This window comes from Providencia sp. SP181, from assembly GCF_050446505.1.
Classification (GTDB): Bacteria; Pseudomonadota; Gammaproteobacteria; order Enterobacterales; family Enterobacteriaceae; genus Providencia; species Providencia vermicola.
The window spans coordinates 309,538-331,520 of the sequence record NZ_JBBPXM010000003.1; the positions used below are offsets into that span (position 1 = coordinate 309,538).

The 21,983-nt window shown below is 36.5% G+C and carries 20 protein-coding genes and 1 tRNA gene; 12 read left to right on the forward strand and 9 right to left on the reverse strand.

Annotated elements, in window-relative coordinates; all coding sequences use genetic code 11:
• Positions 1 to 2: 2 nt before the first annotated feature.
• The 5 genes from AABS66_RS07175 (at position 3) to AABS66_RS07195 (ending at position 3,013) form a co-directional block, all read left to right on the forward strand.
• Entirely contained in the window at positions 3 to 701 is a 699-nt protein-coding gene (locus tag AABS66_RS07175) for a hypothetical protein (protein WP_206083446.1), read from the forward strand.
• Between the two features lie 53 nt (positions 702 to 754).
• Positions 755 to 1,180 (forward strand): DMT family transporter, encoded by a 426-nt coding sequence (locus AABS66_RS07180; protein ID WP_430224721.1) that lies wholly within the window; start codon positions 755 to 757, stop codon positions 1,178 to 1,180.
• A 21-nt stretch (positions 1,181 to 1,201) separates the two neighbouring features.
• Positions 1,202 to 1,528 carry a DMT family transporter gene (locus AABS66_RS07185; protein ID WP_206083448.1) on the forward strand — a complete coding sequence of 109 codons (327 nt, stop codon included), beginning with the start codon at positions 1,202 to 1,204 and terminating at the stop codon, positions 1,526 to 1,528.
• A gap of 193 nt (positions 1,529 to 1,721) precedes the next feature.
• Positions 1,722 to 2,057 carry a tRNA-binding protein gene (locus tag AABS66_RS07190; protein WP_206083449.1) on the forward strand — a complete coding sequence of 112 codons (336 nt, stop codon included), beginning with the start codon at positions 1,722 to 1,724 and terminating at the stop codon, positions 2,055 to 2,057.
• Positions 2,058 to 2,311: 254 nt separating this feature from the next.
• Positions 2,312 to 3,013 carry an AraC family transcriptional regulator gene (locus AABS66_RS07195; RefSeq protein WP_430224722.1) on the forward strand — a complete coding sequence of 234 codons (702 nt, stop codon included), beginning with the start codon at positions 2,312 to 2,314 and terminating at the stop codon, positions 3,011 to 3,013.
• Positions 3,014 to 3,022: 9 nt separating this feature from the next.
• Here the strand turns inward: AABS66_RS07195 and AABS66_RS07200 are convergent, their stop codons facing one another.
• Positions 3,023 to 3,391, reverse strand: coding sequence for a DUF1992 domain-containing protein (locus tag AABS66_RS07200; RefSeq protein ID WP_206083451.1), 369 nt, complete (start codon positions 3,389 to 3,391; stop codon positions 3,023 to 3,025).
• Between the two features lie 455 nt (positions 3,392 to 3,846).
• Here AABS66_RS07200 and AABS66_RS07205 point away from each other — a divergent pair, with 455 nt between their 5' ends.
• Positions 3,847 to 5,418, forward strand: coding sequence for an AbgT family transporter (locus AABS66_RS07205; protein WP_206083452.1), 1,572 nt, complete (start codon positions 3,847 to 3,849; stop codon positions 5,416 to 5,418).
• Positions 5,419 to 5,530: 112 nt separating this feature from the next.
• On the opposite strand, the gene AABS66_RS07210 is transcribed toward AABS66_RS07205, so the two are convergent.
• Positions 5,531 to 5,938: a DUF2628 domain-containing protein gene (locus AABS66_RS07210; protein ID WP_206083453.1), complete on the reverse strand. Its 408-nt coding sequence runs from the start codon at positions 5,936 to 5,938 to the stop codon at positions 5,531 to 5,533.
• A 558-nt stretch (positions 5,939 to 6,496) separates the two neighbouring features.
• Here AABS66_RS07210 and AABS66_RS07215 point away from each other — a divergent pair.
• The 6 genes from AABS66_RS07215 to AABS66_RS07240 all read left to right on the forward strand — a co-directional run bounded on the left by AABS66_RS07215 (position 6,497) and on the right by AABS66_RS07240 (position 12,602).
• Positions 6,497 to 6,805 (forward strand): helix-turn-helix domain-containing protein, encoded by a 309-nt coding sequence (locus tag AABS66_RS07215; protein WP_206083454.1) that lies wholly within the window; start codon positions 6,497 to 6,499, stop codon positions 6,803 to 6,805.
• 209 nt (positions 6,806 to 7,014) lie between these two features.
• The gene (locus tag AABS66_RS07220) at positions 7,015 to 7,548 is read left to right on the forward strand and encodes a fimbrial protein (protein ID WP_136135351.1); all 534 of its coding nucleotides are present in this window, start codon (positions 7,015 to 7,017) and stop codon (positions 7,546 to 7,548) included.
• 131 nt (positions 7,549 to 7,679) lie between these two features.
• Positions 7,680 to 10,160, forward strand: coding sequence for a fimbria/pilus outer membrane usher protein (locus AABS66_RS07225; protein WP_430224723.1), 2,481 nt, complete (start codon positions 7,680 to 7,682; stop codon positions 10,158 to 10,160).
• 6 nt (positions 10,161 to 10,166) lie between these two features.
• Positions 10,167 to 10,892 (forward strand): fimbrial biogenesis chaperone, encoded by a 726-nt coding sequence (locus AABS66_RS07230; protein ID WP_430224724.1) that lies wholly within the window; start codon positions 10,167 to 10,169, stop codon positions 10,890 to 10,892.
• Between the two features lie 3 nt (positions 10,893 to 10,895).
• Positions 10,896 to 11,879, forward strand: coding sequence for a fimbrial protein (locus tag AABS66_RS07235; protein WP_430224725.1), 984 nt, complete (start codon positions 10,896 to 10,898; stop codon positions 11,877 to 11,879).
• 69 nt (positions 11,880 to 11,948) lie between these two features.
• Positions 11,949 to 12,602: a response regulator transcription factor gene (locus tag AABS66_RS07240; RefSeq protein ID WP_206083458.1), complete on the forward strand. Its 654-nt coding sequence runs from the start codon at positions 11,949 to 11,951 to the stop codon at positions 12,600 to 12,602.
• On the opposite strand, the gene AABS66_RS07245 is transcribed toward AABS66_RS07240, so the two are convergent.
• The 7 genes from AABS66_RS07245 to aspA all read right to left on the reverse strand — a co-directional run bounded on the left by AABS66_RS07245 (position 12,580) and on the right by aspA (position 21,856).
• Entirely contained in the window at positions 12,580 to 15,786 is a 3,207-nt protein-coding gene (locus tag AABS66_RS07245) for an ATP-binding protein (protein WP_430224726.1), read from the reverse strand. The genes AABS66_RS07240 and AABS66_RS07245 overlap by 23 nt on opposite strands.
• A 90-nt stretch (positions 15,787 to 15,876) precedes the next feature.
• The gene (locus tag AABS66_RS07250; protein ID WP_241016812.1) at positions 15,877 to 16,218 is read right to left on the reverse strand and encodes a helix-turn-helix domain-containing protein; all 342 of its coding nucleotides are present in this window, start codon (positions 16,216 to 16,218) and stop codon (positions 15,877 to 15,879) included.
• 782 nt (positions 16,219 to 17,000) lie between these two features.
• Positions 17,001 to 17,076: transfer RNA gene (locus tag AABS66_RS07255), tRNA-Phe, on the reverse strand.
• A gap of 126 nt (positions 17,077 to 17,202) precedes the next feature.
• Positions 17,203 to 17,775, reverse strand: coding sequence for a division control transcriptional repressor DicD (gene dicD / locus AABS66_RS07260; protein WP_430224748.1), 573 nt, complete (start codon positions 17,773 to 17,775; stop codon positions 17,203 to 17,205).
• Positions 17,776 to 17,989: 214 nt separating this feature from the next.
• Positions 17,990 to 18,283 (reverse strand): helix-turn-helix domain-containing protein, encoded by a 294-nt coding sequence (locus AABS66_RS07265; RefSeq protein WP_206083461.1) that lies wholly within the window; start codon positions 18,281 to 18,283, stop codon positions 17,990 to 17,992.
• Positions 18,284 to 18,962: 679 nt separating this feature from the next.
• Complete coding sequence (locus tag AABS66_RS07270) at positions 18,963 to 20,285, reverse strand: anaerobic C4-dicarboxylate transporter (RefSeq protein ID WP_206083462.1); 1,323 nt, start codon at positions 20,283 to 20,285, stop codon at positions 18,963 to 18,965.
• A gap of 146 nt (positions 20,286 to 20,431) precedes the next feature.
• Positions 20,432 to 21,856 carry an aspartate ammonia-lyase gene (aspA, locus tag AABS66_RS07275; RefSeq protein WP_206083463.1) on the reverse strand — a complete coding sequence of 475 codons (1,425 nt, stop codon included), beginning with the start codon at positions 21,854 to 21,856 and terminating at the stop codon, positions 20,432 to 20,434.
• Between the last annotated feature and the right edge of the window lie 127 nt (positions 21,857 to 21,983).

Genomic DNA, 21,983 nt, shown 5'->3' on the forward strand with positions numbered 1-21,983 from the left:
AGGTGAATGAAAAACAGATTGAACGGATAGTTGAACAGGTATTAAGGCAACTAAACCCGCATGTTCTTGTGGTGTTATCCCCTGTAGAAGGCTACCAACAGGCGATTTACCAACGGTTAACGCAATTTTTATCGGTTTCTTTTTCGCTCTATGCCACCCAATTAATGCCTGCAACACCTTATTTTGCACAGTGGGCAACATTGGGAACAATATTAGATAAAAATACGTTGCATCTAAATGCATTAGGAAACTACCACTGTGTATTTTTACCTTTTATTGATGCCAAGGTGGTTGGTGAAGTCGCAAACGGCTTATTTACCAGCGAAGAAAGCCAACTGATTTTGCATGCGCTTGCACAAAATATTCCTGTGCTGGCATTAAAACATCATTGCTGCCCAGAGAGTGAACTCAACCAAATTTTAGGTTTAGATAAAAATAAAAAATACAATAATATTATTAAAGAAAATATGTCGAAACTTATTTCATTAGGTGTGGAGTTTAATACACTAAATGAAATTGAAGGTAAATTATTGATAAATGATTTTAACCAAGAGTTGAAACCTAAAAATAACTATCAAAAAAATCGCTATATTACTTTAAAGGAAGTAATGAAAGACCCTGGAGGGTATATTGCGAGTAATAATAAATTAACTGATTCAGCTGTCGATTATTTAAAGTCTTTAAAGTCTTTAAAGAAATAAAACATCAAAATTAATTAAATCTAATTTTTCTATTTATTGTAGGAGTATTATCTATGTCCCCTAAAGCAAAATCATGGCTTTGGATGCTGGCGGTTATTATTTCAGAAACCTCAGCAACCTCTACATTGAAAATGTTTGATAATAGCGAAGGGACTACGAAGTCCATATTATTAGCACTGATTGTTATACTGTATGTTGTTTGTTATTACTCACTTTCTCGAGCTGTTAAATATATCCCTGTAGGTTTAGCGTATGCAACATGGTCAGGTACTGGGATTCTTATGGTATCTACACTTGGCATGCTGTTCTATGGGCAACATCCTGATACTGCAGCAATGATCGGTATGGCGGTGATTGCAAGTGGAATTGTGATCATGAATCTGTTCTCCAAAATGGGGGCAGATGAAGAAGACACAGAAGAGCCAAATAAAGAAACGAGAGAGTCATTATTATCCACCAATAATAAAGCCGTTCATTAATTAAAATTTAAGGGGAAAATTATGTTTACTGGATTTTTATGGCTAGCACTTTCGATTGGTTCTGAAATAACTGGAACCTCAATGATTAAAAAAACCAATAGCTTTAGCAAATTAGGGCCTTCTATTTTAGTGATCATTGCCTATTGTTTATGTTATTTCGCACTGACTCGTGCAATGGGGTATATCCCTGTAGGTGTAGCTTATTCATTATGGTGTGGATTTGGTATTGTTGGTGTGACATTAGTTTCTATGATTTTATATAAACAAAAACCAGACTTTCCTGCGGTATTTGCCATGGGGTTAATTATCTCTGGTGGGATAATTATGAATACATTCTCAACAATGTAAGTCTTATTTTATTTTTGCTCTTTATCTCGTTCATTGTTTGCCCTCAATTGTTTTGTGTTGAGGGTTATTTTTTTGCAAATCACCTGAGGTCACTGATTTTTTCTCAATATAAAATGATTGTTTGACGATAATGCCTTTGGCTTGTCCTATGCTAATTTAGTGACCAACAGTGATTTAGTTTAGGAATGGAAGTATGCAAATTATTGAGTGGGATGATTTTACCCGTGTTGAAATGCGTGTTGGCACCATTATTAGTGCAGAGCTAAATAGTAAAGCAAAGAAACCCGCATACGTGATGGAAGTTGATCTTGGTGAGCTGGGTATCAAACGCTCTAGCGCACAAATTACCGTGAATTACACCCCTGAAAGCCTAATCGGCAAGCGCATTCTCTGCGTCTGTAACTTTGAAGTAAAACGTATAGCAGGGATTAAATCTGAAGTGTTAATAACAGGGGCTCCTGATGAAAAGGGCGCTATTGTGTTAGCCGAGTTTAATTTACCACTCCCAAACGGCGCTTTACTCGCTTAATGCTCAATGCTCGTCATACTTCGTTTTATCGCGTTGTTGGCTTCACTCACTCGCCCTAGTCACATACTTTTGTATGCTCCTAGGATCTCGTTTGCTTGCTGCCTAGCGATAAAACGAATTATATAGAGCATTCAATTTAATATAACTTTTCGTTATATTTATTTGAATTCTCAAGTGATGACATATTGGCATCACTGCCATTTATAGGTAAAAAGGTTATACTGCTATTATCTGTATCAGTAGGAGTGTTTCCTTTGCGATTACCTGAACTGCATTTTCGACAATATTCTGACGAGGTCATTTCTCATCAACACGATGGGCAGTGGCAAGTCGTATTGTCGTTGTCAGGGCAAATGGAAATCAATATGCATCGGCAGCATTTTCAATTAGATGCAGGGAAGGGTATTGTGATCCCGCCAAGTGTGAGCCATGCGTTTAGCGGTCAAGAAGGTAATAAAAACTATGTTTTGGAAATGCCTGCAACGGCGCAGTGGGCATTGGACGAGAAAATGACCCAATTTGCTCTGACACCTTCAGCAATTGGTTTGCTTCATTGGTTACAAAGCTTTCCCCAAGCACCTGAAAATAATTTTGCGGTGGCACGTTTACTGTTGGCGCAATTAAAACCCGAAAGTCAGTGGATTGATACCGTTTCTCAGTGGATTGAGACTCGGCTACATTTGCCCATTAGTTGTGAAGATATGGCATTCGCTTTTTGTATGTCAGTCAGTACGTTACAAAGAAAAGTAAAAGCGGAAACACACTTAACGGTGATGCAATTTATTCAACAAAAGCGGATGGAAGCTGCGGGGAGTTTATTGCTCACAAATAGCAGTATAGAAACCATAGGCCTTTGTGTGGGTTATGATTCACACTCTGCATTTAGCCATGCGTTTAAGAAATACTATGGCAAAACCCCTCTTGAATATCGAACTCAAGCGATAATACCCCATTAGAGCTACCTCTCAGTTTTTGCCAATATGTGTTGAAATTGACTGTGAATATTCACCCTGTAAAAAATCGGTATTTACCCCCGCTTGCCTTAATTTTAATTCAAGCAGCGCGAGTTGTTTGCTCACATTGACATAATTAGGGTCATCAACCGACAGTCCTTGAAGTAGATGGCTCAGTGTTAGCGCGTCTTTTCTTTGCTGTAATTCAGCAGGTAAATATCCCGAATTCTTTAATAAGCGATATCCAGCCCTTAGCTCAGGCGGAACCAGGCTGTCATCTTCAAGCTGCAAAGCTTTACCTTCCCCAGCTAAATTTGAAAGTTCACCTCTACTTAGCGCTTCTTGAATATGGCGTTCAGCCCAAAGGTCGATAACTGACATGATAGAGGCTCCATGAGTTGTTTTTTACTATTATAACCTTCTATATCAATATAAATAAATTGGCAGATTATTCTTTATTAGGATTGTTATTCCGAATTATAGGCAAGGTTTTATCGAGTGTTGATAAATAAGGGTTTTACGATTTATATAAAATAAAACTGCTAAAAAATGATATTTAATTAGTGATAAATGACGAAAAAAAGCCATAGATAATATGAAAATTGTTATGTTGACCACACTTATTGAAATTAATTTACCAAGATTATTTTGGTTGTAATTATCCTCTTTGGCTAAATTAATAATATTAATAGCTAATAAAAATGAGTTAGTCCTAATCATGTTGAATTTTATGTCTGATTTGTATGAATTTTGTTGATTTAGAATTATCTATTTGTAAATAGCAAAAAGCAAAAACATTGTGTAATGTCCGTTTTTCTTGTTTATAAGGAGAAAATATGGAACAAAAAAAGCAAGAGGGAAGCCGTTTTTTACGAACGGTTGAGTGGCTAGGCAATGCTCTACCACATCCTGTTATTTTATTTATTATTTTAATTGCGATTTTATTAGTTTCCTCAGCAATTGGTCAGTACTTCGGTGTAAGTGTGCCGGACCCTCGTCCAGAAGGTGCAAAAGGGCGCGCAGAAGATGGTATTATTCATATTGTGAGTTTATTGGATGCCGAAGGGATCCGAAAAATTATTGCGAATGTCGTCACCAATTTTACAGGCTTTGCACCGTTAGGAACGGTACTAGTTGCATTATTAGGGGTAGGGATTGCTGAACGAGCAGGTTTACTTTCCGCTGCCATGCGTTTGGTTGTCACCAAAGCCCCACGAAAATTAACCACAATGGCGATCGTGTTTGCTGGGATCATGTCAAATACCGCGGCAGAGTTAGGTTATGTGGTACTTATTCCGCTCGCAGCTATCATTTTTCATTCATTAGGTCGCCACCCTTTAGCAGGCCTTGCGGCCGCATTTGCTGGGGTTTCCGGTGGTTATTCAGCAAACTTATTATTAGGTACGGTTGACCCATTATTGTCGGGTATCACTCAACAAGCAGCACAAATCATTGACCCAACTTATATCGTGGGCGCAGAAGCAAACTGGTATTTTATGTTTGCGAGTACGTTTTTAATTACTATTTTAGGTTATTTAATTACTGAAAAAATTGTTGAGCCACAATTAGGCCCATACACGGGTGGTGCTGTTGATGAGGATGAAAATAGCCTTTATGCATCTGCAAACGTCACCCCGTTAGAGAAAAAAGCCTTATTTTGGGCATCTGTGACTTTTTGGGGATTGGCTGCACTTTTAGCGTTAATGGTAGTACCAGAAAATGGAATATTACGTAACCAAGACACTGGCTTAGTCAGTAACTCACCGTTCTTAAAAGGTATTGTGGTCTTTATTTTTGTTTTCTTTGCTGTTCCCGGTATTGTGTATGGCTATATAGCAAAAACTATGCGTTCGGATAAAGATATTGTTGATGCAATGGCGGGCGCGATGAGTACGCTAGGTTTATACCTCGTCATTATTTTCTTTGCTGCACAATTTGTTGCCTTCTTTGGCTGGACCAATATTGGGCAAGTTATCGCAGTTAAAGGTGCCAATTTCTTAAATAGTATTGATCTTCATGGTGGTGTACTGTTTATTGGCTTTATTCTTATCTGTGCATTTATTAATTTAATGATCGGCTCAGCATCAGCTCAATGGGCAGTAACCGCACCAATTTTTGTTCCAATGTTGATGTTAGCGGGTTATGCACCGGAAACCATTCAAGCTGCATATCGTATTGGGGATTCTGTCACCAATATTATTACGCCGATGATGAGCTACTTTGGTCTGATTATGGCGATTGTGGTGAAATATAAGAAAGATGCGGGGATTGGTACATTGGTTTCAATGATGTTGCCATATTCGATTATCTTCCTGATAGGCTGGTCATTGTTCTTTATTGTCTGGGTATTTGTATTAGGTATCCCAGTCGGACCTGGTTCACCAATTTATTTTACCCCAGGAAGTTAATGACTATTTAACTTTTATGGCATAAAAAGACCCCCAATAATTGGTTGTCCAACTATTGGGGGCACTTTTATAACCACTTTTTTATTCGATAAATTATCAGGTAATATTTTACCTATACCATGCGGATCCCTTCGAACGGGTTCCACCCATCAAGTCCCTTGGTTTCTTTTATATAATAAGCATAATTAGCAATCATCGCCCAGAGAGCTGAAATCCCGACGGAAAGGCCGGTATAAGCTCCATTAGGAATCGTACCACCAATCATAAAATCAATGACATTGAGCACCAGACCTAAACCAATAGAAATCCCCAGTAGGACTAAACCTTTTTTCCATAATCCTAAAATCAAAAAATAAATAATACCGAAGAAAAAGGCGAAGAAATTCATGCTAATGAGCAGGCGTCCACCGAAAGACTCCGCTTTCAATGCGGCTTTAAACTCTGGCGTATCGGGTGCTCCATGAGTGTCAAAAAAGTTAAAGCGCTTCTGCCATTTCTCAGAATATTGTTTTTGCTCCATTTTATCCCTCTGTGATTAACTAATAAAAATTATGTAAATGATAACGAAATATATAGAGTATGGAGGTATGAATAATCTGAATAATCACAATAGTTAAGATGTTTAGTTCAGAGCCCAATAAAACCTTAAGAAAGTTTATAGTCTTAAGGTATCTTATTTTATAAGCATAGGTTTCACCAAAACTTGGTGATATAAAATTTCATTAAAACGTAAATGTTAACATTTAGTTAATAAATAAAATTTAGCATTGATGATTTATCAGATAAAAAAACTGTATTTTTATGATATGTGAGATAAGTAACCATATTTGATGATGGCGTTTACCCGAAAAATGACGAGTTCGCTAGATAATGTTTCATAAACCTTACTTATATTAAGTGTGGATCATATATTAATAGTCAAAAATCAGAGATTTTAATAAATAAAATTAATGTTTAGTTTTATTTATTACTCGTATGTGAGTTTGTTATTTTTATTTTATTTAATTAGTATTGCTCGCAGTTAGTTATTCTTATGTTATTCAGTATCTACTTTGTATTTTTCAGAAAGGAAATAAAAATGGCAGCTAGATATCCTATTGCCAAAATAGTAGGGAGCAGAATAAAGAAGCTTAGAAGGGAGTATGGACTAACGGGAACTGAAGTGGCAATGGCTTTGAATGTTAGTCAACAACAGTTTTCTCGCTATGAACGAGGTATTAATAGAATAGATATCGATTCATTAGTTATGATTGCAGACTTCCTTAAAGTCAGTGTTCATTATTTCCTTGAAGATATAGATTTAGAGCAATCAAAAAATTGGATCTCTGAATATAATTCATTATTAAGTCATGGTTTTTATTCAAAAAATAAAAAAAATGAAGATTAGTATTTGTTTTAAGGATCTCCTTATATTTACGGTTCATGTTAGTGGTTATATTACTTCACATGTTATCGGACATCTCAAGTCATTAAAATAATGATACGAATAAAGTTAACTGAATTCTAGTTATATCAATAATACTATTGGTATGGCTGTGTACCAACTAAGGTATTGCCTTAGTATATATTAATAATATCATGAAATAAGGGTTTAAAATGAAAAAGACGCTATTAGCATCTTCAATTATCGCATTAACATTCACTGCTGCATCAACTTCATTCGCTGCGGATGTAGGAAGTGGTACTATTGAATTTAATGGTACAGTGAATACTGGTGCTTGTACTATTGCTCCTTCTTCTGTTAACAAAGAAGTTCAATTAGGTTCTGTTCCAGCGGCATCATTACAAACAGCTGGTTCACAAGGTCCAAATGTTGATTTTACATTAGAATTAACGGATTGTATTTTGGACCCTACTGCAAGTGGTACTGATTATTCTAAAGTAACAGTTAAATTCACTGGCCAAATGGATGCAGCAGGCACTTTATGGGCAAGTACTGGTACTGCTACCAATGTTGGTGTGTTATTCCAAAATGCAAGTGGAGCAAATTTAAAAACAAATGATACTGTTGAGCAAAGCTTAAATGCAGGGACAAATGTTATTAATTTATCTGCTCGTATGCAGGCATTAGGTGCAGCTACTGCCGGTTCTGTTAAATCTACAGTCGCTTACGTTTTAGATTACCAATAAGTATTAATATAAAAATATTAAAAAAATAATAAATCTTATATTTGCTGATTATGCTGTGTATAGCAATTGCTTCACAGCATTTTCAGTTATATGAGTTAATTCAATAAATCCATTATAGAATATTGCGGCTAATGAAAAAGAACAATTTTAATAAAAACATAGTGACTAGTTTAGTATCTAGTTTATTGTTTTACACTTACTATGTTAATGCGGATTCTGTTCAATTTAATGAAGACGCATTATCTATTTTGGGTAATACTAATATAGATCTAAGTGCATTTGAGAAAAATAAAATTAGTGAAGGTTCTTATTTTTCTAATGTATCGGTAAATGGTCGAAGAATTAATTATTTTGATCAAATAAATTTTTTAAAAAAAGATGAAAATATACAACCTTGTATTTCTAGAAACTTAGTAGAAGTTATTGGGTTAAAAGAAGAGTTTATTAAAGAAGTGCCTACATGGGAAAATGGTCAGTGTTATGACCTTACATCTCAGGATAAAAACATTCAGGCTAGATTCGATGATGAAAAGCAAGAGTTAATGCTTTCAATACCTCAAGCTTATTTTCAGTACTCTGATGAAAATTGGGTTCCGCCTATGCAGCGGGAAGTTGGGGTTAATGCGCTCGTTTTGGATTACAACCTTGTTGAAAACTATATTAAATATAAGAATACTCGAGACATTAATAATTTTAGCTCATTCGGTTCTGTTGGTGCGAATGTAGGGCGTTGGCGTGTCCGCAGTAATTATCAATACCAAAAAGACTTTAATGATAATAAAAATGATAATTTTAAATGGGTACAAACTTATTTATTTACAGATTTACCTAGTTTATCCGCAAAATTTTTTGCGGGTAAATATTATACAGTAAGTAATGTATTTGATTCTGTACGTTTTAACGGTGTTAGTGTCTTTACTGATGAGAACATGTTACCGACTTCTCTAAGAGGGTATGCACCGAGTGTTACTGGAACCGCGACAAGTAATGCGACGGTTACTATCTCGCAAAATGGACGTATCTTGAATCAAATGAAAGTGGCACCAGGGCCTTTTTCAATTGATAACTTAAGTTCCTCTTTATCGGGGGCTCTTGATGTTAAAATTACAGAGGAAGACGGCTCTATACGTGAGTACCAAGTTTCTTCGACTAATATTCCATTTTTAACACGCCCAGGCATGGTGCAATATAAACTAAATGCAGGTCGGTTAGAGCCAATGGGATATAAAAACATTAATGATGATTTTATATCAACTGAAGCTTCTTGGGGGATCCTCAATAATTTGTCTATTTTTGGTGGTGTTTTCGCAACCACTAATGATGAATACCATGCCTATAATGCAGGTGTTGGGGTAAATATGGAACGCTTTGGTGCAGTATCTTTTGATATTACACAGTCGAGAAACCAACTAGAGGATATCGCTTTACATACTGGTGAAAGTTACCGTATTAATTATGCAAAACGTTTTTCAAATTCGAGTCGACTGGATTTAACAGGGTACCAATTTTCTAACGAAGGCTTTATGTCAGTGAATGACTATATTAGCTTAAAAGAAACACCGTTAACGCCACATTATCGGCAGAAAAATGTATTTACGACTTCTTTTACACAACAACTCCCTGATTTACAGGCAGATATAAGTTTAAGTTATTCACGGGAAAGTTATTGGAAAGAATCAAAAAATAACAATACTCTTAATTTATCGTTTAATAAAACCATAAACACAAGTTTTATAAATAATGCGATTTTATCATTATCAATTGGTGAAAGTAGCTACGTAAAAGGTACACGCTCTAAGCAAGCATACCTTTCGTTAAGCGTCCCATTGGGTGGTGAAAGAAATTCACGGATTCAATACTTTAGTTCTTATAATGATATTGATAAGAAATATAATAGTAATATTAATTACAACTCTAAAATTAATGATAATAACGTTAGTTTAGGTTTATCAAGTAAAGACTTTTTTGAAAATGCGGCAATGAATGCATCCGTTTATCGTGATACGCAATATGGTACTGCACAACTAACGGGTTCCTATGGCGAAGACTACCATACATTAAGTGGGTCACTAGATGGCTCTTTGACCATTACCAGCCAAGGCCCAGTCTTACACCGACGAGTTTATGATAACCAAGCTCGTATGGTTATTGATACAGATAAAGCGAAAGGGGTATCAATTAATAAAAATGAATCAGTCACGAATGGGTTTGGTTTAGCCGCAATTAGTAATGTTCCAACCTATTATAGGTCGACCCAGTATGTTGATCTTAATAATGTACCAGACAATGTCAGCATTGATGACAGCGTGATTGAATCAAATTTAACTGATGGTGCGGTTGGTTATTCAAAGCTCAATACATTAGTGGGTGAAAAAGCGTTAGTCACCATTAAATTCCCTGATGGCAATACGCCTCCATTTGGTGCTTTAGTTTATGGCTCTGATAATAAAAATGTATTGGGAATGATTGCAGAGGAAGGGCAAGTTTATTTAACTGGCTTCCAGCCAGACCAACAATTAATAGTTAAATGGAGTGGTGACCAGTCATGTCGAATTATGCTAGGTAAACAAAGTCATTTAACCAGTAAAAACATAACCTGTAATAAAGAATAGAAAATTATGAAAAAAATTAAATTAATAATGAGTGCTTTAATTTTAATTAGCACATACACACATGCATCAATTTCTGTTGACCGTACTCGCGTTATTTATGATGAAGCAAGTAAAGGTGTTAGCGTTGTGATTGAAAATATTGATAAAAAAGATCCTTATTTAGTTCAATCATGGATCGAGAATGAAAATGGCGAAAAAATTTCAGAACCACTGATTGCTTTGCCTTTATTACAACGTGTTGAAGCGAATCAAAAAAAGCAGGTTAGAATTAGTTTGTCAAAAAATGATGTAAAAATACCGAGTAACCAAGAGTCATTATTTTATTTTAATGTATTGGGTATTCCACCAAAAACAAAGCTAGAAAATGCAGTTGAAATTGTCATTCAATCACGTTTTAAATTATTTTATCGCCCGAGTGAATTGAAAAAATACCCTAATAATGATTGGCAAAAAGAGTTGAAAGTGGAGAAAGTGGGAGGGTCATTAAAACTAATTAATCCGACGCCCTATCACATTGTTGTGATTAATGTTAATGATAATGAATCTAAAGTTCCTGATTTTAAAGAAATTGTCGTGAAACCAAATAGCAATGCAACATATTTACTATCAGATAAACAAGTGAAATCGCCAAAAATGATTGTGACTTATATTGATGATTATGGAACACCAAACTTATTGAAATATACATGTAATACCACTTGTTCCTTGTCAAATGAAAAGGATAAGAGGTAAATTATGTTAATTTTGAAAAAAATAAATACATTCACTATATTATTTTTATTTTTGCTAAGTTTTCAGTCAGTAGCTGCGGTTAATAATTGTGTACCGAGTTCTGGAGCTACATCTATAGAACAAGAATTAACCTTTGATATTACAAATAATAGTACTTCAATTCCAAATGGTACTTTATTGACATCAGCAATGAGCTCATATGTATCAGTGAGATGTGAGTTTACTGGCTCATCAAGTACAGCTAATGCAGTTTACTTTAAAAATACAATGCCGAATGCAATTAAAACATTGTTGATTAATAGTGGTGTCAGTGTGACACAACAAAATGTAATTTCATCTCCTAATCCAGTAACGATAACCAACCCAACTGTTCCAAATATTTATTTAGGGTATTGGAGTCAACCAGAGACAGGAACTACACGTAATATTGCTTTCATGTATAACTTCTATGTTTACAAGGGGGCTAATGCTCTTAAACCTTTTGATACTGGGTTATTTTTATTAGGAACTCATGTGGATTACTTAGGTAAGGATTTAGGCGGACCAACTTATGTGCGAATTAAAGGGGATTTAACCCTACTTTGCCCTACACCTGCGGTGAATATCATGGCTTCTAATGGGGGAAGCGTAAATTTTGGCACTATTTCACCAAAACAAATGAATGCGGGAGAGGTAGTTAGTCGAACTTTTAATTTAGGCATGTCAGTGCCACAAGACTGCGAAACAGGGCTGAATATATCAGTTCGTTTTGAACCAAATAATAATACGGTGCTAGGCGGAAAATATCTTGATATGGGTAATGGATTACAAACGCTATTAACCCGTAATTCAACTGATATTAACTATAATGAAAGTTACAGTATTGGTGAAATCATGCCACAATCACCGATTAGTGTCCCTTTTACTGCGACATTAAGCAAGATTGCAGGCAGCACCATCGCTTCAGGTCCGTTTTCTAAAACAGTTCGAGTTGTTGTTTCATATTAAGAGTGTTAATTGACATTTTTTCTATGGTGTTATATTGAATATACATATTCTGATGCTGAGTATTATTAAATGAAAAAACTCAAATTAGTATTAGTTGATGATCATCCCATTGTGCTTTCAGGTTTGAAAGATACACTTTCTCAATCAATGAATTTAGAAATTTTAGGTGCCTACACTCAGGATGCTGAACTATTTTCTTTTTTGAAAAAAAATGAGGTTGATGTGATCGTAACTGATTATATGATGCCTAATAATACCCAGTCTAGCGATGGCCAGAATTATATTCAATTTTTACGTCGTCAATACCCAAATATTGCCGTGATTGTATTAACGATGGTTTCTAACCCCATGATTATACAAATGTTATATGATTCAGGGGTGAGCGCGGTGGTGTCAAAAGAGGCGCCATTAAGCGACCTGATGAAGGCTATCACATTAGCGGGGCAAGGCCGCCAATATCGAGTTCCTGTTGCAGATATGACAACGACATTAAAAAGCCGTAATGCGGTAACATTAAATGATAGGGTAAAGACATTATCACCTCGTGAACTTGAGGTATTGCGCCTTTTTGTTCAAGGAAAGCCTATTGTTGATATTGCAAAGCAATTAAACCGCAGTGATAAAACTATCAGCTTACAGAAAAATGCCGCAATGCGTAAATTGGGTGTTGATAATAATCAAGCGTTAATCAGTTATTGCCTTACACATCATTTATTTGACTGATTTTTTTTATCCAATTAGCTAATTGATTGCAGATATTCTGGTTAACCTGAATATCAATGTGTGTTGATGCCTGTGTGTCTAATGTTGCCTCAAACTCACGAAGCTCATTAGCTAATTCACGTTGTTCCACACTAATTAATGCGCCACGGATACGATGGGATAACTGTTTTATTTCATCAATATTGTTATCTTCAACAGCTTGGCAAAATTGAGTAATATCGGTAATAAAATGATGAATAATTTTTTCTCTATCTTCTCCATTTAGCGGGTTAATCATTTCTAGGGGAGCCATTTCTAAAGTTGATGAGGAGTAAATCGGGAATAAACGGTTGAATAATTGAATTAAGGTTTCTAGCTCTATAGGTTTTACAAGCCATGAATCCATTCCAGATTCTAGGCATCGCTCTTCTTCTTCTTTTAATCCGTTTGCAGTAACACCAATAATCGGACATGTTTCGCCTTCACTGCGCAGCTGCTGTGCAAGTTCATAACCATTACGATAAGGCATATTAACGTCTGTAAGGATGATATCGACAATTTCGTTATCCCAAATCACCAACGCTTCTTCACCATCATTGGCAATAAATACCTTACAACCGAGTAATTCAAGCTGCTCTTGTAGAACAACTTGGTTAATGGGGTTATCTTCAGCAATTAAAACGCGAAGCGGGTATTTATGCATGTGAGTTTGTATACGAGATGTTGGACAAATAAGGGATCTCTGTTCTTTATTATTTTGTAGTAAGAATAGCTGCTGATTTAATTCAGATAGTCGGAAATTCATCTCAGGACTTACCCATTGTTGTCCATCCCAATGAGTTGGCAGAGGAAACGATGGAATTAAGATGCTGACAGCAATAACGGATGAGGTATCTATGGGGAGGCTATTTTCTGTGAAATAAACATTAGCCCCCCAACGTTTTAGCCATTGCGTTATATTTTCAGTCAATAATGGGTTTGGGGTTTGTAACCAAATATTGGTATTTTTTAGTGGTAGCCAATGTGGTTGCTGTATATCGAGTGCTAAAGGTAGTGTCACGAGAAACGAGCTACCAACCCCAACTTCACTCTGTAGGCTTATCTGCCCATCCATCAATTTAATGAGCTCAGAGCAAATAAATAGGCCTAAACCAGTACCGCCATAGGCATGAATTTCTGAATGAGCTTGATAAAATGGCTCAAATAATTTTATTTGTTGTTCAGGGCTAATTCCAACACCGGTATCACTGACACGTATTAATATATTATTATTATTACTTCTTTTGAGTTCAATAGTAACCGTGCCCCTGTGGGTAAATTTAATTGCATTACTGAGTAAATTACCTAAAATTTGTTGCAGTCGAGCAGAGTCACCAATTCTATTTGCTTGTACGCTTGGGTCAATAACAGCAAATAGGAGTAACCCTTTTTGCTGAGCAATACCTTGATATAGTTGAACGGTTTGTTGTACTAATTCTAATAAATCAAATGGATGATTATGGATTTGAATTTGGTTAGCTTCTATTTTGCTAATATCTAAAATATCGCCAATTAATTGCATAAGTAGTTGGGACGTTGTTGATATTCTCTCAATAAAATGAGCTTGTTGAGGTGAAAGAGAGGTGTTTGCGAGTAATTCTAACGTACCGATTAGGCCATAAAGTGGAGTTCTTATTTCATGGCTCATTGTTGCTAAAAATGTCGATTTAGCTCGGTTGGCTTCTTCTGCAAGCCGCTTCGCATCATCAAGTTGTTTTTCAGTTTCTGCTTGGATGGTGATATCAGTAAATGCGCATAAAATAACAGGGCGCTGTTGGTAATAAGTTGCTGTACTCACAACATAGAGGACATGCTCCCCTGATTTTAAAGTCGTTTTAACGTGTTCTGTGTCAGAAAGAACCTTGACGAGTAATTCATTATATTCATTTGAGTCGTGGGGAGTAGATATATTGGTTATTTTTAGCCAGTAACGAGCTAACTCATTCGCGAAGCGTAACTGCTGGGTTTCTTTATCTATTACACATAGGCCGATAGGGGTTGTTGCGATAAGCGTTTGGTTGAATGCTTCATTTTCTAAGATGGCTTGCTGGGAGTCTATCGCAGGTTGTAATATTTTTCGCTGGTACCAGCGGTGATATCCCCATCCACAAAATAAACTAAAGAAAAGAGCGATAACTAAACTGATAGGAAACCACAGGTTGTCTTCAAAAAAAGCAGCATAACTAATTCTATAATATCCAGTCCATTCATCAGTTTTAGATGAAAGCTTAAGAACCAGGCCATCTTTGGTATAAAAAATACCTTCTAATGCTTCTTCCTCAGGCGCTTGGGTTGTTCCAAGTAACTGACCATATTTCGTATGAATTAGCCAAAATTGATGTGTGAGTGTGGGGTTTAACATTCGTTCCAGCACACTTAACCTAGCTTGGCTTAACATACTGACCGCATAAATATTTTTAGGGGAAATGTGAGCATTCTGCCATAAATGCTCATCAAAACCTGCGGGAATAATCCCGATAAGAATATTATCAAAAGGTACTGGACGTAACCAAATAATTTGTTTTAAATCAGTCGGTTGTGATTCTGAAAACTGAGCGTGGATAGCAGGTAAATTTTTCCTGACGTTATCAATAACGGAATAATATAAGTTTGGAGATATCGATTCATTTCCTAATACAGTGCCAACAGAAGGCACACTGATACTAATTTGGTCGTGCTCATTGACAAAAAATACAGCGGCGGCAGGGAAATAGGACCCACCCCAAAACGTGGAATAATAATCAGCTAAGTAAGCGCCTAAAGAAAATAATATACTGGGTACTCGGGAGCATTCTAAACTTCTATCACAGGCCAGCGTGAATGGCATTGCGACTAAAGACTCTTTACCTTCAAGTAAATGTAATGATAGCTTGGTTGGTAGTGATTGCTCTTGTATTGCATAGGTTCGGCTTTCAACTAGCTCTGATAGATCTTGGTTTTGCTTATTTAACGATCTTAAAAATTTCTCTTGCTCATTGATATAGCCTATTAGTGACCTAAAATCGACCTCTAACCGCCTAGTTTCTTGTTGGACAATTCGTTCTGCGCTCCAAAATAATGTTGCTATTAGAATAAACAACAAAGGAAAAGTAACAGTGAGTATGCTGTTTGTGCGTCCTGATGTGCGAGTTATCCTTGAAAATGCAGTCGGAGAAGGGGTAGGCATAGTGCTGTTCTCATCGATTATAGGCAAACTCCATAATTTTCATAATAATATAAAATAAACAAATTAAACAATATTTCTTTATGCCAAAGGTTAGACAATTGCTGAATTGTAATAGTCTTTCAAATCATCTAATTCCCAACCAAAACCATTTAAATTAGTGATATGGTGTGAAAGTTTAGGATGATGGCTAACGATATAGAATAGCCTATGGTAAAAATCTGGAAAGTTAATACCGAGTATAAGAATAAATTTAAATAATACATCTACGGTTAATGCATTCTCACCTCGTTCATAACGAGATAATTGCTGTTGGCTAATACCTAGCTCTTTCGCAATGCTCTCACCGCTAATACCTAACTCTTGTCGGTATTCTTGTAAGCATTTACCAACTAGCTGGCTGATATAATAAGTTGTATCTTTTTTCTTTTTCATGTGGAAACTTGACCCTAGTATCATTGATTCATAAAACTATTTTTATCTTGAAGAGTAAATTATGACAAAAATAAGATTTTAGAATATAAGGTATTCCTTAATTAAAAATAATGTTAAGTCATTTATTTCAGGTTCATATGTAGAGACTTATTTTAAGCATTATAGTTATTTTCTTTTTATTTCAGAGAACTATTTTTGTTACTCAACAGTATGTTAAGTATTGATTGTGAATTGCTTGGTAAGGTTTAGTTGACTTATTGCATTAAGGCTTGGCTACATTCTCATTACAAATTATTATTATTTATTGTTTAATATTGTATTTGATTATTTTTTTAGCTCAATAGATGGGAATAAAAAATGATATTATAGTTTTTTAGTGGTTTATTTGAATAACTATTAATATAAAAACTTATTTTTAGGTTTTTAAATGAGACAACAAGCCAGTAAATACACGCAATAAGAGTGAGTGGGCGCCATTTAATGGATGAAATGAGAAAAGGGTGAGAATAATAATCTAGTTATAAACCTTAGCGTTTGGCTTTTTCTAGTTCCCTCCTAATTATTTAGTATAAGTTAAGCCAATTAACTTTGGTTTATGGTTATTTTTATATCTATATTCTGTATATAGGCTTATTACTCATAGCTTGCAAACAGAGAGTATAGAGAAATAGGTGTTTAGATGAGAGTAAAGGCCATTCCGTGTCTTTAGCCTAGTTAGCTAAGTATGAGTGTTTGAAAATACAAAAGCAAAAACCCGCCTTTTGGGCGGGTTCTTTAAATAGTGGTGCCCGGACTCGGAATCGAACCAAGGACACGGGGATTTTCAATCCCCTGCTCTACCGACTGAGCTATCCGGGCAACGGGGCGCATTAAACCGTATTCAGCTGTTTGCGTCAATGAGTTTTTAATAAAAAAACGTTTTTTTTTACTGAGTGTTTTCTTTTTCAGCAAAAGGTGATTGTTTAACGTGCTAATGTGGCTTTTTTAGCTTAGCGCCCCTTTTTTACGGCATAATGCGATCGTCAAAATATCTTCAGAAAGGTGCTGCGCTGTTTCAACATCTTGAATGTCACGTTGGACTAATAAACGGTTTAAGCACCCTTCGAGAACCAGTTCCATTTGGTTTGCAACAAGCTCAGAGTCTTCGATATCAAGTTCATCCAATAAATTTTTGGTAAAATTAAAGGAATTGTCTTTTTGTAGGCGACTGAGCTGGTGAATCGGGTGCTCTGAATCGGGGTAATAATTACAAGCAGAGATAAATAAACAGCCTGGAAAACGCCCCTCACTCACTTTCTCGGACAATTGTTGGTAACGGGCCATTAATTTCTGCTGTGGGCTTAGCGTTTCCTCTAGGAGCGTTTGGCGCTGCCATACTTCAATTTGTTGTCCATGAAAGCGCAAGCAATCATAAATAAGGGCTTCATTATCAGGCCAAAATTGGCGAATAGTCGAAAAATCAGATTCAATTTCACTGAGTAAATTTTCTGTTGATGCGGATAACCCCTGAATTTCTAACTGGTTTAATGCATGGCTTAAAATTGTTTCGCGCTGGATAGGCATTATGAACTCCATCGGCATCGTGTCTGTTTTTTTCATCATAGCAATGATCAATATTGAATTATAGCGCTTTGCTCAATAGCAATGGAGCTGGCGGAGCTACATAAATGAATAAACGGGGCATTTTTTGTAGAAAGGCGGGAGGAACAGGAGGGGGAAATATCCCCCCTGAATCTAAATTGACAGTGAATATCAAATTTAGACTGGAACGTTAATTAATCAAATTTGCCTCTAGCGCAACATCGATATAATAAAACTGAAAAATTTTCTTCATAAAATCATCGACATCATGCTTTCTTAACTCAAGGGCTTGTAAGATATCTAACAGACCTTGTATGGTGATGGCATTTTTACCCCTTTCGTAACGAGAAATTTGTTGCTGGCTAATGCTTAATCGTGATGCTAATTGCGCACCTGTTAAACCAACCGCTTTTCTTCGGTGTTTTAGATAGGTTCCAATATAAATGGAAATATCGGTATTATCATTTCGTTGAGTACTTAACATTCCTCCTCCAAATAAATTAATGCTGATGAGATAAATTATTTTAAGTAATGGACTTATTCTATAATTTAGCGCTCGTTTAACGGGTTTAAAAGAGAACCTGAATGGTTTTCTAATACCTATTAGACAAGGATGAGTTTAGCATTACCAATATTTATGGCGGATGGATTTTTGGGTATTAATAGATAGCGCCTATTTATAATACACAATAAAAGAGTATGCATTGTTGATTTTAAAGGATTATATATAAGGTTTATCACGTTAATATCTGTTTTTTTTGAAATTATACATTTAAAAATATCGTTATTTTAGCTATATTGTTTTTGTTGTTTTCTGACGAACTTAGCGGAATTACACTGAGATTTAATCAATATATTCATTGCTTGTTACACTTATATTGAGGTTATTAATATAAATGTTTCATTGGAAAAATTTGGTTTATTTTATTCGATTTTTATATCTTATTTTGGTGTATTGAATATATATAAGATAGCTATGGTTTATATATTTACCTCTTTTATTAAATTTATAATATGAGACAGAAAATAATGTTGATGAATGATCTTTACAGATTTTATATTTATCATTGCCACTTTAGTGACAATGATAAATATATTTTCGAACAGAAAAAACCCGTGAATGATGTCACGGGTTTTTTAGGCTGTTCAATTGATGAATAGGGCTAGAGCATCATTCCACCGAACAGGAAGCCGAAAGTGACGGCTAATGCGACAGCAATGGTACCAGGGATAAAGAATGGGTGGTTGAAGACGAAGCGACCAATGCGCGTTGTCCCTGTATCATCCATTTGTACCGCAGCAACCAGTGTCGGGTAAGTCGGCAGAATAAACAGACCAGAAACCGCAGAGAATGACGCAATTGCAGTCAGTGGGCTAACACCTAAAGCCAGTGCCATTGGCATCAATGCTTTTGCTGTTGCTGCTTGTGAATACAGAAGCGCAGAACAGAAGAAGAAGATAACCGCTAGCATCCAAGAATGTTCGTGGATTAAGTCACCCGCAGTTGCTTTGATCCACTCAAGGTTGTGTTGTACGAAAGTATCACCTAACCAAGCCACACCTAAGATACAGATACATGCACTCATACCTGCTTTAAAGGTACTGGAGTTCAAGATAGCATCGGTATTTACGCGACAAAGGATAGTAATCAACGTTGCTACAGTCAGCATGATGATCAAAATCGCATTGGTGGTGTTCATCAATGGTGTTTCGACAATCCCTAAGCTTGGGCTATTGATGATGGCATAACAGACAACACCGATAACACCTAATAAGAACAGCATAACGGAAGATTTAGCACCAGGTTTGATTTCTTTGACTTGGCTACCACGCAGTTCAATTAAGCCTTCTGCTAAACGTTTTTGATAGATTGGGTCATCAGAAAGTTTAGAGTTAAACGTCCAAGAGATAATAAATGACATCAACATAATCGCGAGGAAGGTTGATGGCAGTAAAATTCCCAGCAGAGTGATGTAGCTGACTGTATTACCAGCACCCATCATCGCAGGGTTTTCCATGACCGATGCCATATAGACAACCGCAGCAGAAATTGGTGATGCAGTAATACCAATCTGAGCAGCAACGACCGCTGTTGATAATGGACGGCAAGGTTTAACGCCTTGTTCTTTTGCGACTTCTGCAATTACAGGTAGTGTGGCTAAAGAGATATTACCTGTACCTGCAAAGAGCGTCAGAAAGTAAGTGACAACTGGGGCAAGAATAGTGATGTATTTAGGATTGCGGCGCAGTAATTTTTCTGTTTGAGCAACTAAATAATCTAAACCGCCTGCAATTTGCATCGCAGAGATAGCGGCGATAACAGCCATGATGATGGAGATAACGTCAAATGGAATGGTACCTGGTTTCACGCCAATTGCAGCGAGTACCAGTACACCAAGGCCACCGGCAAAGCCGATACCTATCCCACCAAGACGGGCCCCCAAAAAAATGGCCAGCAGAACAATGACAAATTCTACGGCTAACATAGTGTTTACTCCTCGACAAAATGAAAATTAAAATTATGAAACTGTTATGTTAATTTTTTGTGTGTGCATGAATCAAAAAAGGCACGCTTTCCGATGAGAGGCGTGCCTTTATTTTTTTAAGTATTATTTATGATAAACATAAACTTTTAGTCATCAAAACGTTTTGCTTTGTAAGCTGGGTGTTTTAAGTTCTCAACAGAGAAAATATCATCCAGCTCTGCTTCAGTTAGTAAACCGCGTTCAAGCACAACTTCACGGACGCTCTTACCTGTTTCTGCACAGATTTTACCTACGATATCACCGTTATGGTGGCCAATGAATGGGTTCAAGTAGGTCACGATACCGATTGACTTAAAGACAAACGCTTCGCAGATTTCTTTGTTCACAGTAATACCGCTAATGCATTTCTCTTGCAGATTGCGACATGCATTGCTCATCAGAGAAATAGACTCGAACATTGCTTGACCGATAGCTGGTTCCATTACGTTTAACTGTAATTGGCCTGCTTCAGCTGCCATTGTTACGCAGATATCGTTACCAATAACTTTGAAACACGCTTGGTTAACCACTTCTGGAATCACTGGGTTAACTTTTGCTGGCATGATAGAAGAACCTGCTTGTAACTCAGGTAAGTTGATTTCTTTAAGACCTGCACGAGGGCCGGAAGATAGCAGGCGTAAGTCGTTACAGATTTTAGACAGTTTCATTGCCAGACGTTTTAAGCCTGCGTGAACAGTGATGTAAGCACCACAGTCAGAAGTTGCTTCGATTAAGTCTTCAGCAGGAACGCATGGTAAACCAGTCACTTCAGCTAATTTTTTCACTGCCAGTTCTGAATAACCAGGTGCGGTATTCAGGCCTGTACCGATAGCCGTTGCACCTAAGTTAACTTCGAGCAGTAATTCGATGCTACGTTTCAGATTTTTCTCTTCTTCTTTCAGAAGGGTAGCGAAAGCATGGAATTCTTGGCCGACGGTCATTGGAACGGCATCCTGTAACTGGGTACGACCCATTTTCAGAATGTCTTTGTATTCTTCAGCTTTAGCTTCAAAGCCTTTTTTCAGGTATTCAACAGATTCAATTAACTTCAGTACAGAGTTATACACTGCGATACGGAACCCAGTAGGGTAAGCATCGTTAGTGGATTGGCTTTTGTTCAGGTGGTCATTAGGGTTTAGGAATTCATATTCCCCTTTTTTATGCCCCATCAGTTCAAGACCGATATTTGCAAGAACCTCGTTGGTATTCATATTCAGTGATGTGCCCGCACCACCTTGGAATACGTCAACAGGGAACTGGTCCATGCATTTGCCTTCATTTAAAACAACATCACATGCTTTGATGATGGTTTCCGCGATATTACGTGGAATTGTGTGTTGTTCTTTGTTGGCTAAAGCCGCCGCTTTTTTAACCATAACCATGCCGCGAATAAATTCTGGGACATCGTTAATAGTGCGGTCGCTGATATAAAAGTTTTCAATCGCACGCAGAGTATGAACACCATAATAGGCATCGGCTGGAACTTCTTTTTTACCTAACAGGTCTTCTTCGATACGAGTATTGTTTGACATGAGAACCTTCTTAATTAGATTACAGTTACTGTCCGTTTATGCGCTTTTTAAAAATCCATATATCGTAAAAACAAAACTTAACAGGTGATTAATATCGCAAAATAAAACTTTACAAGCGATTAACACC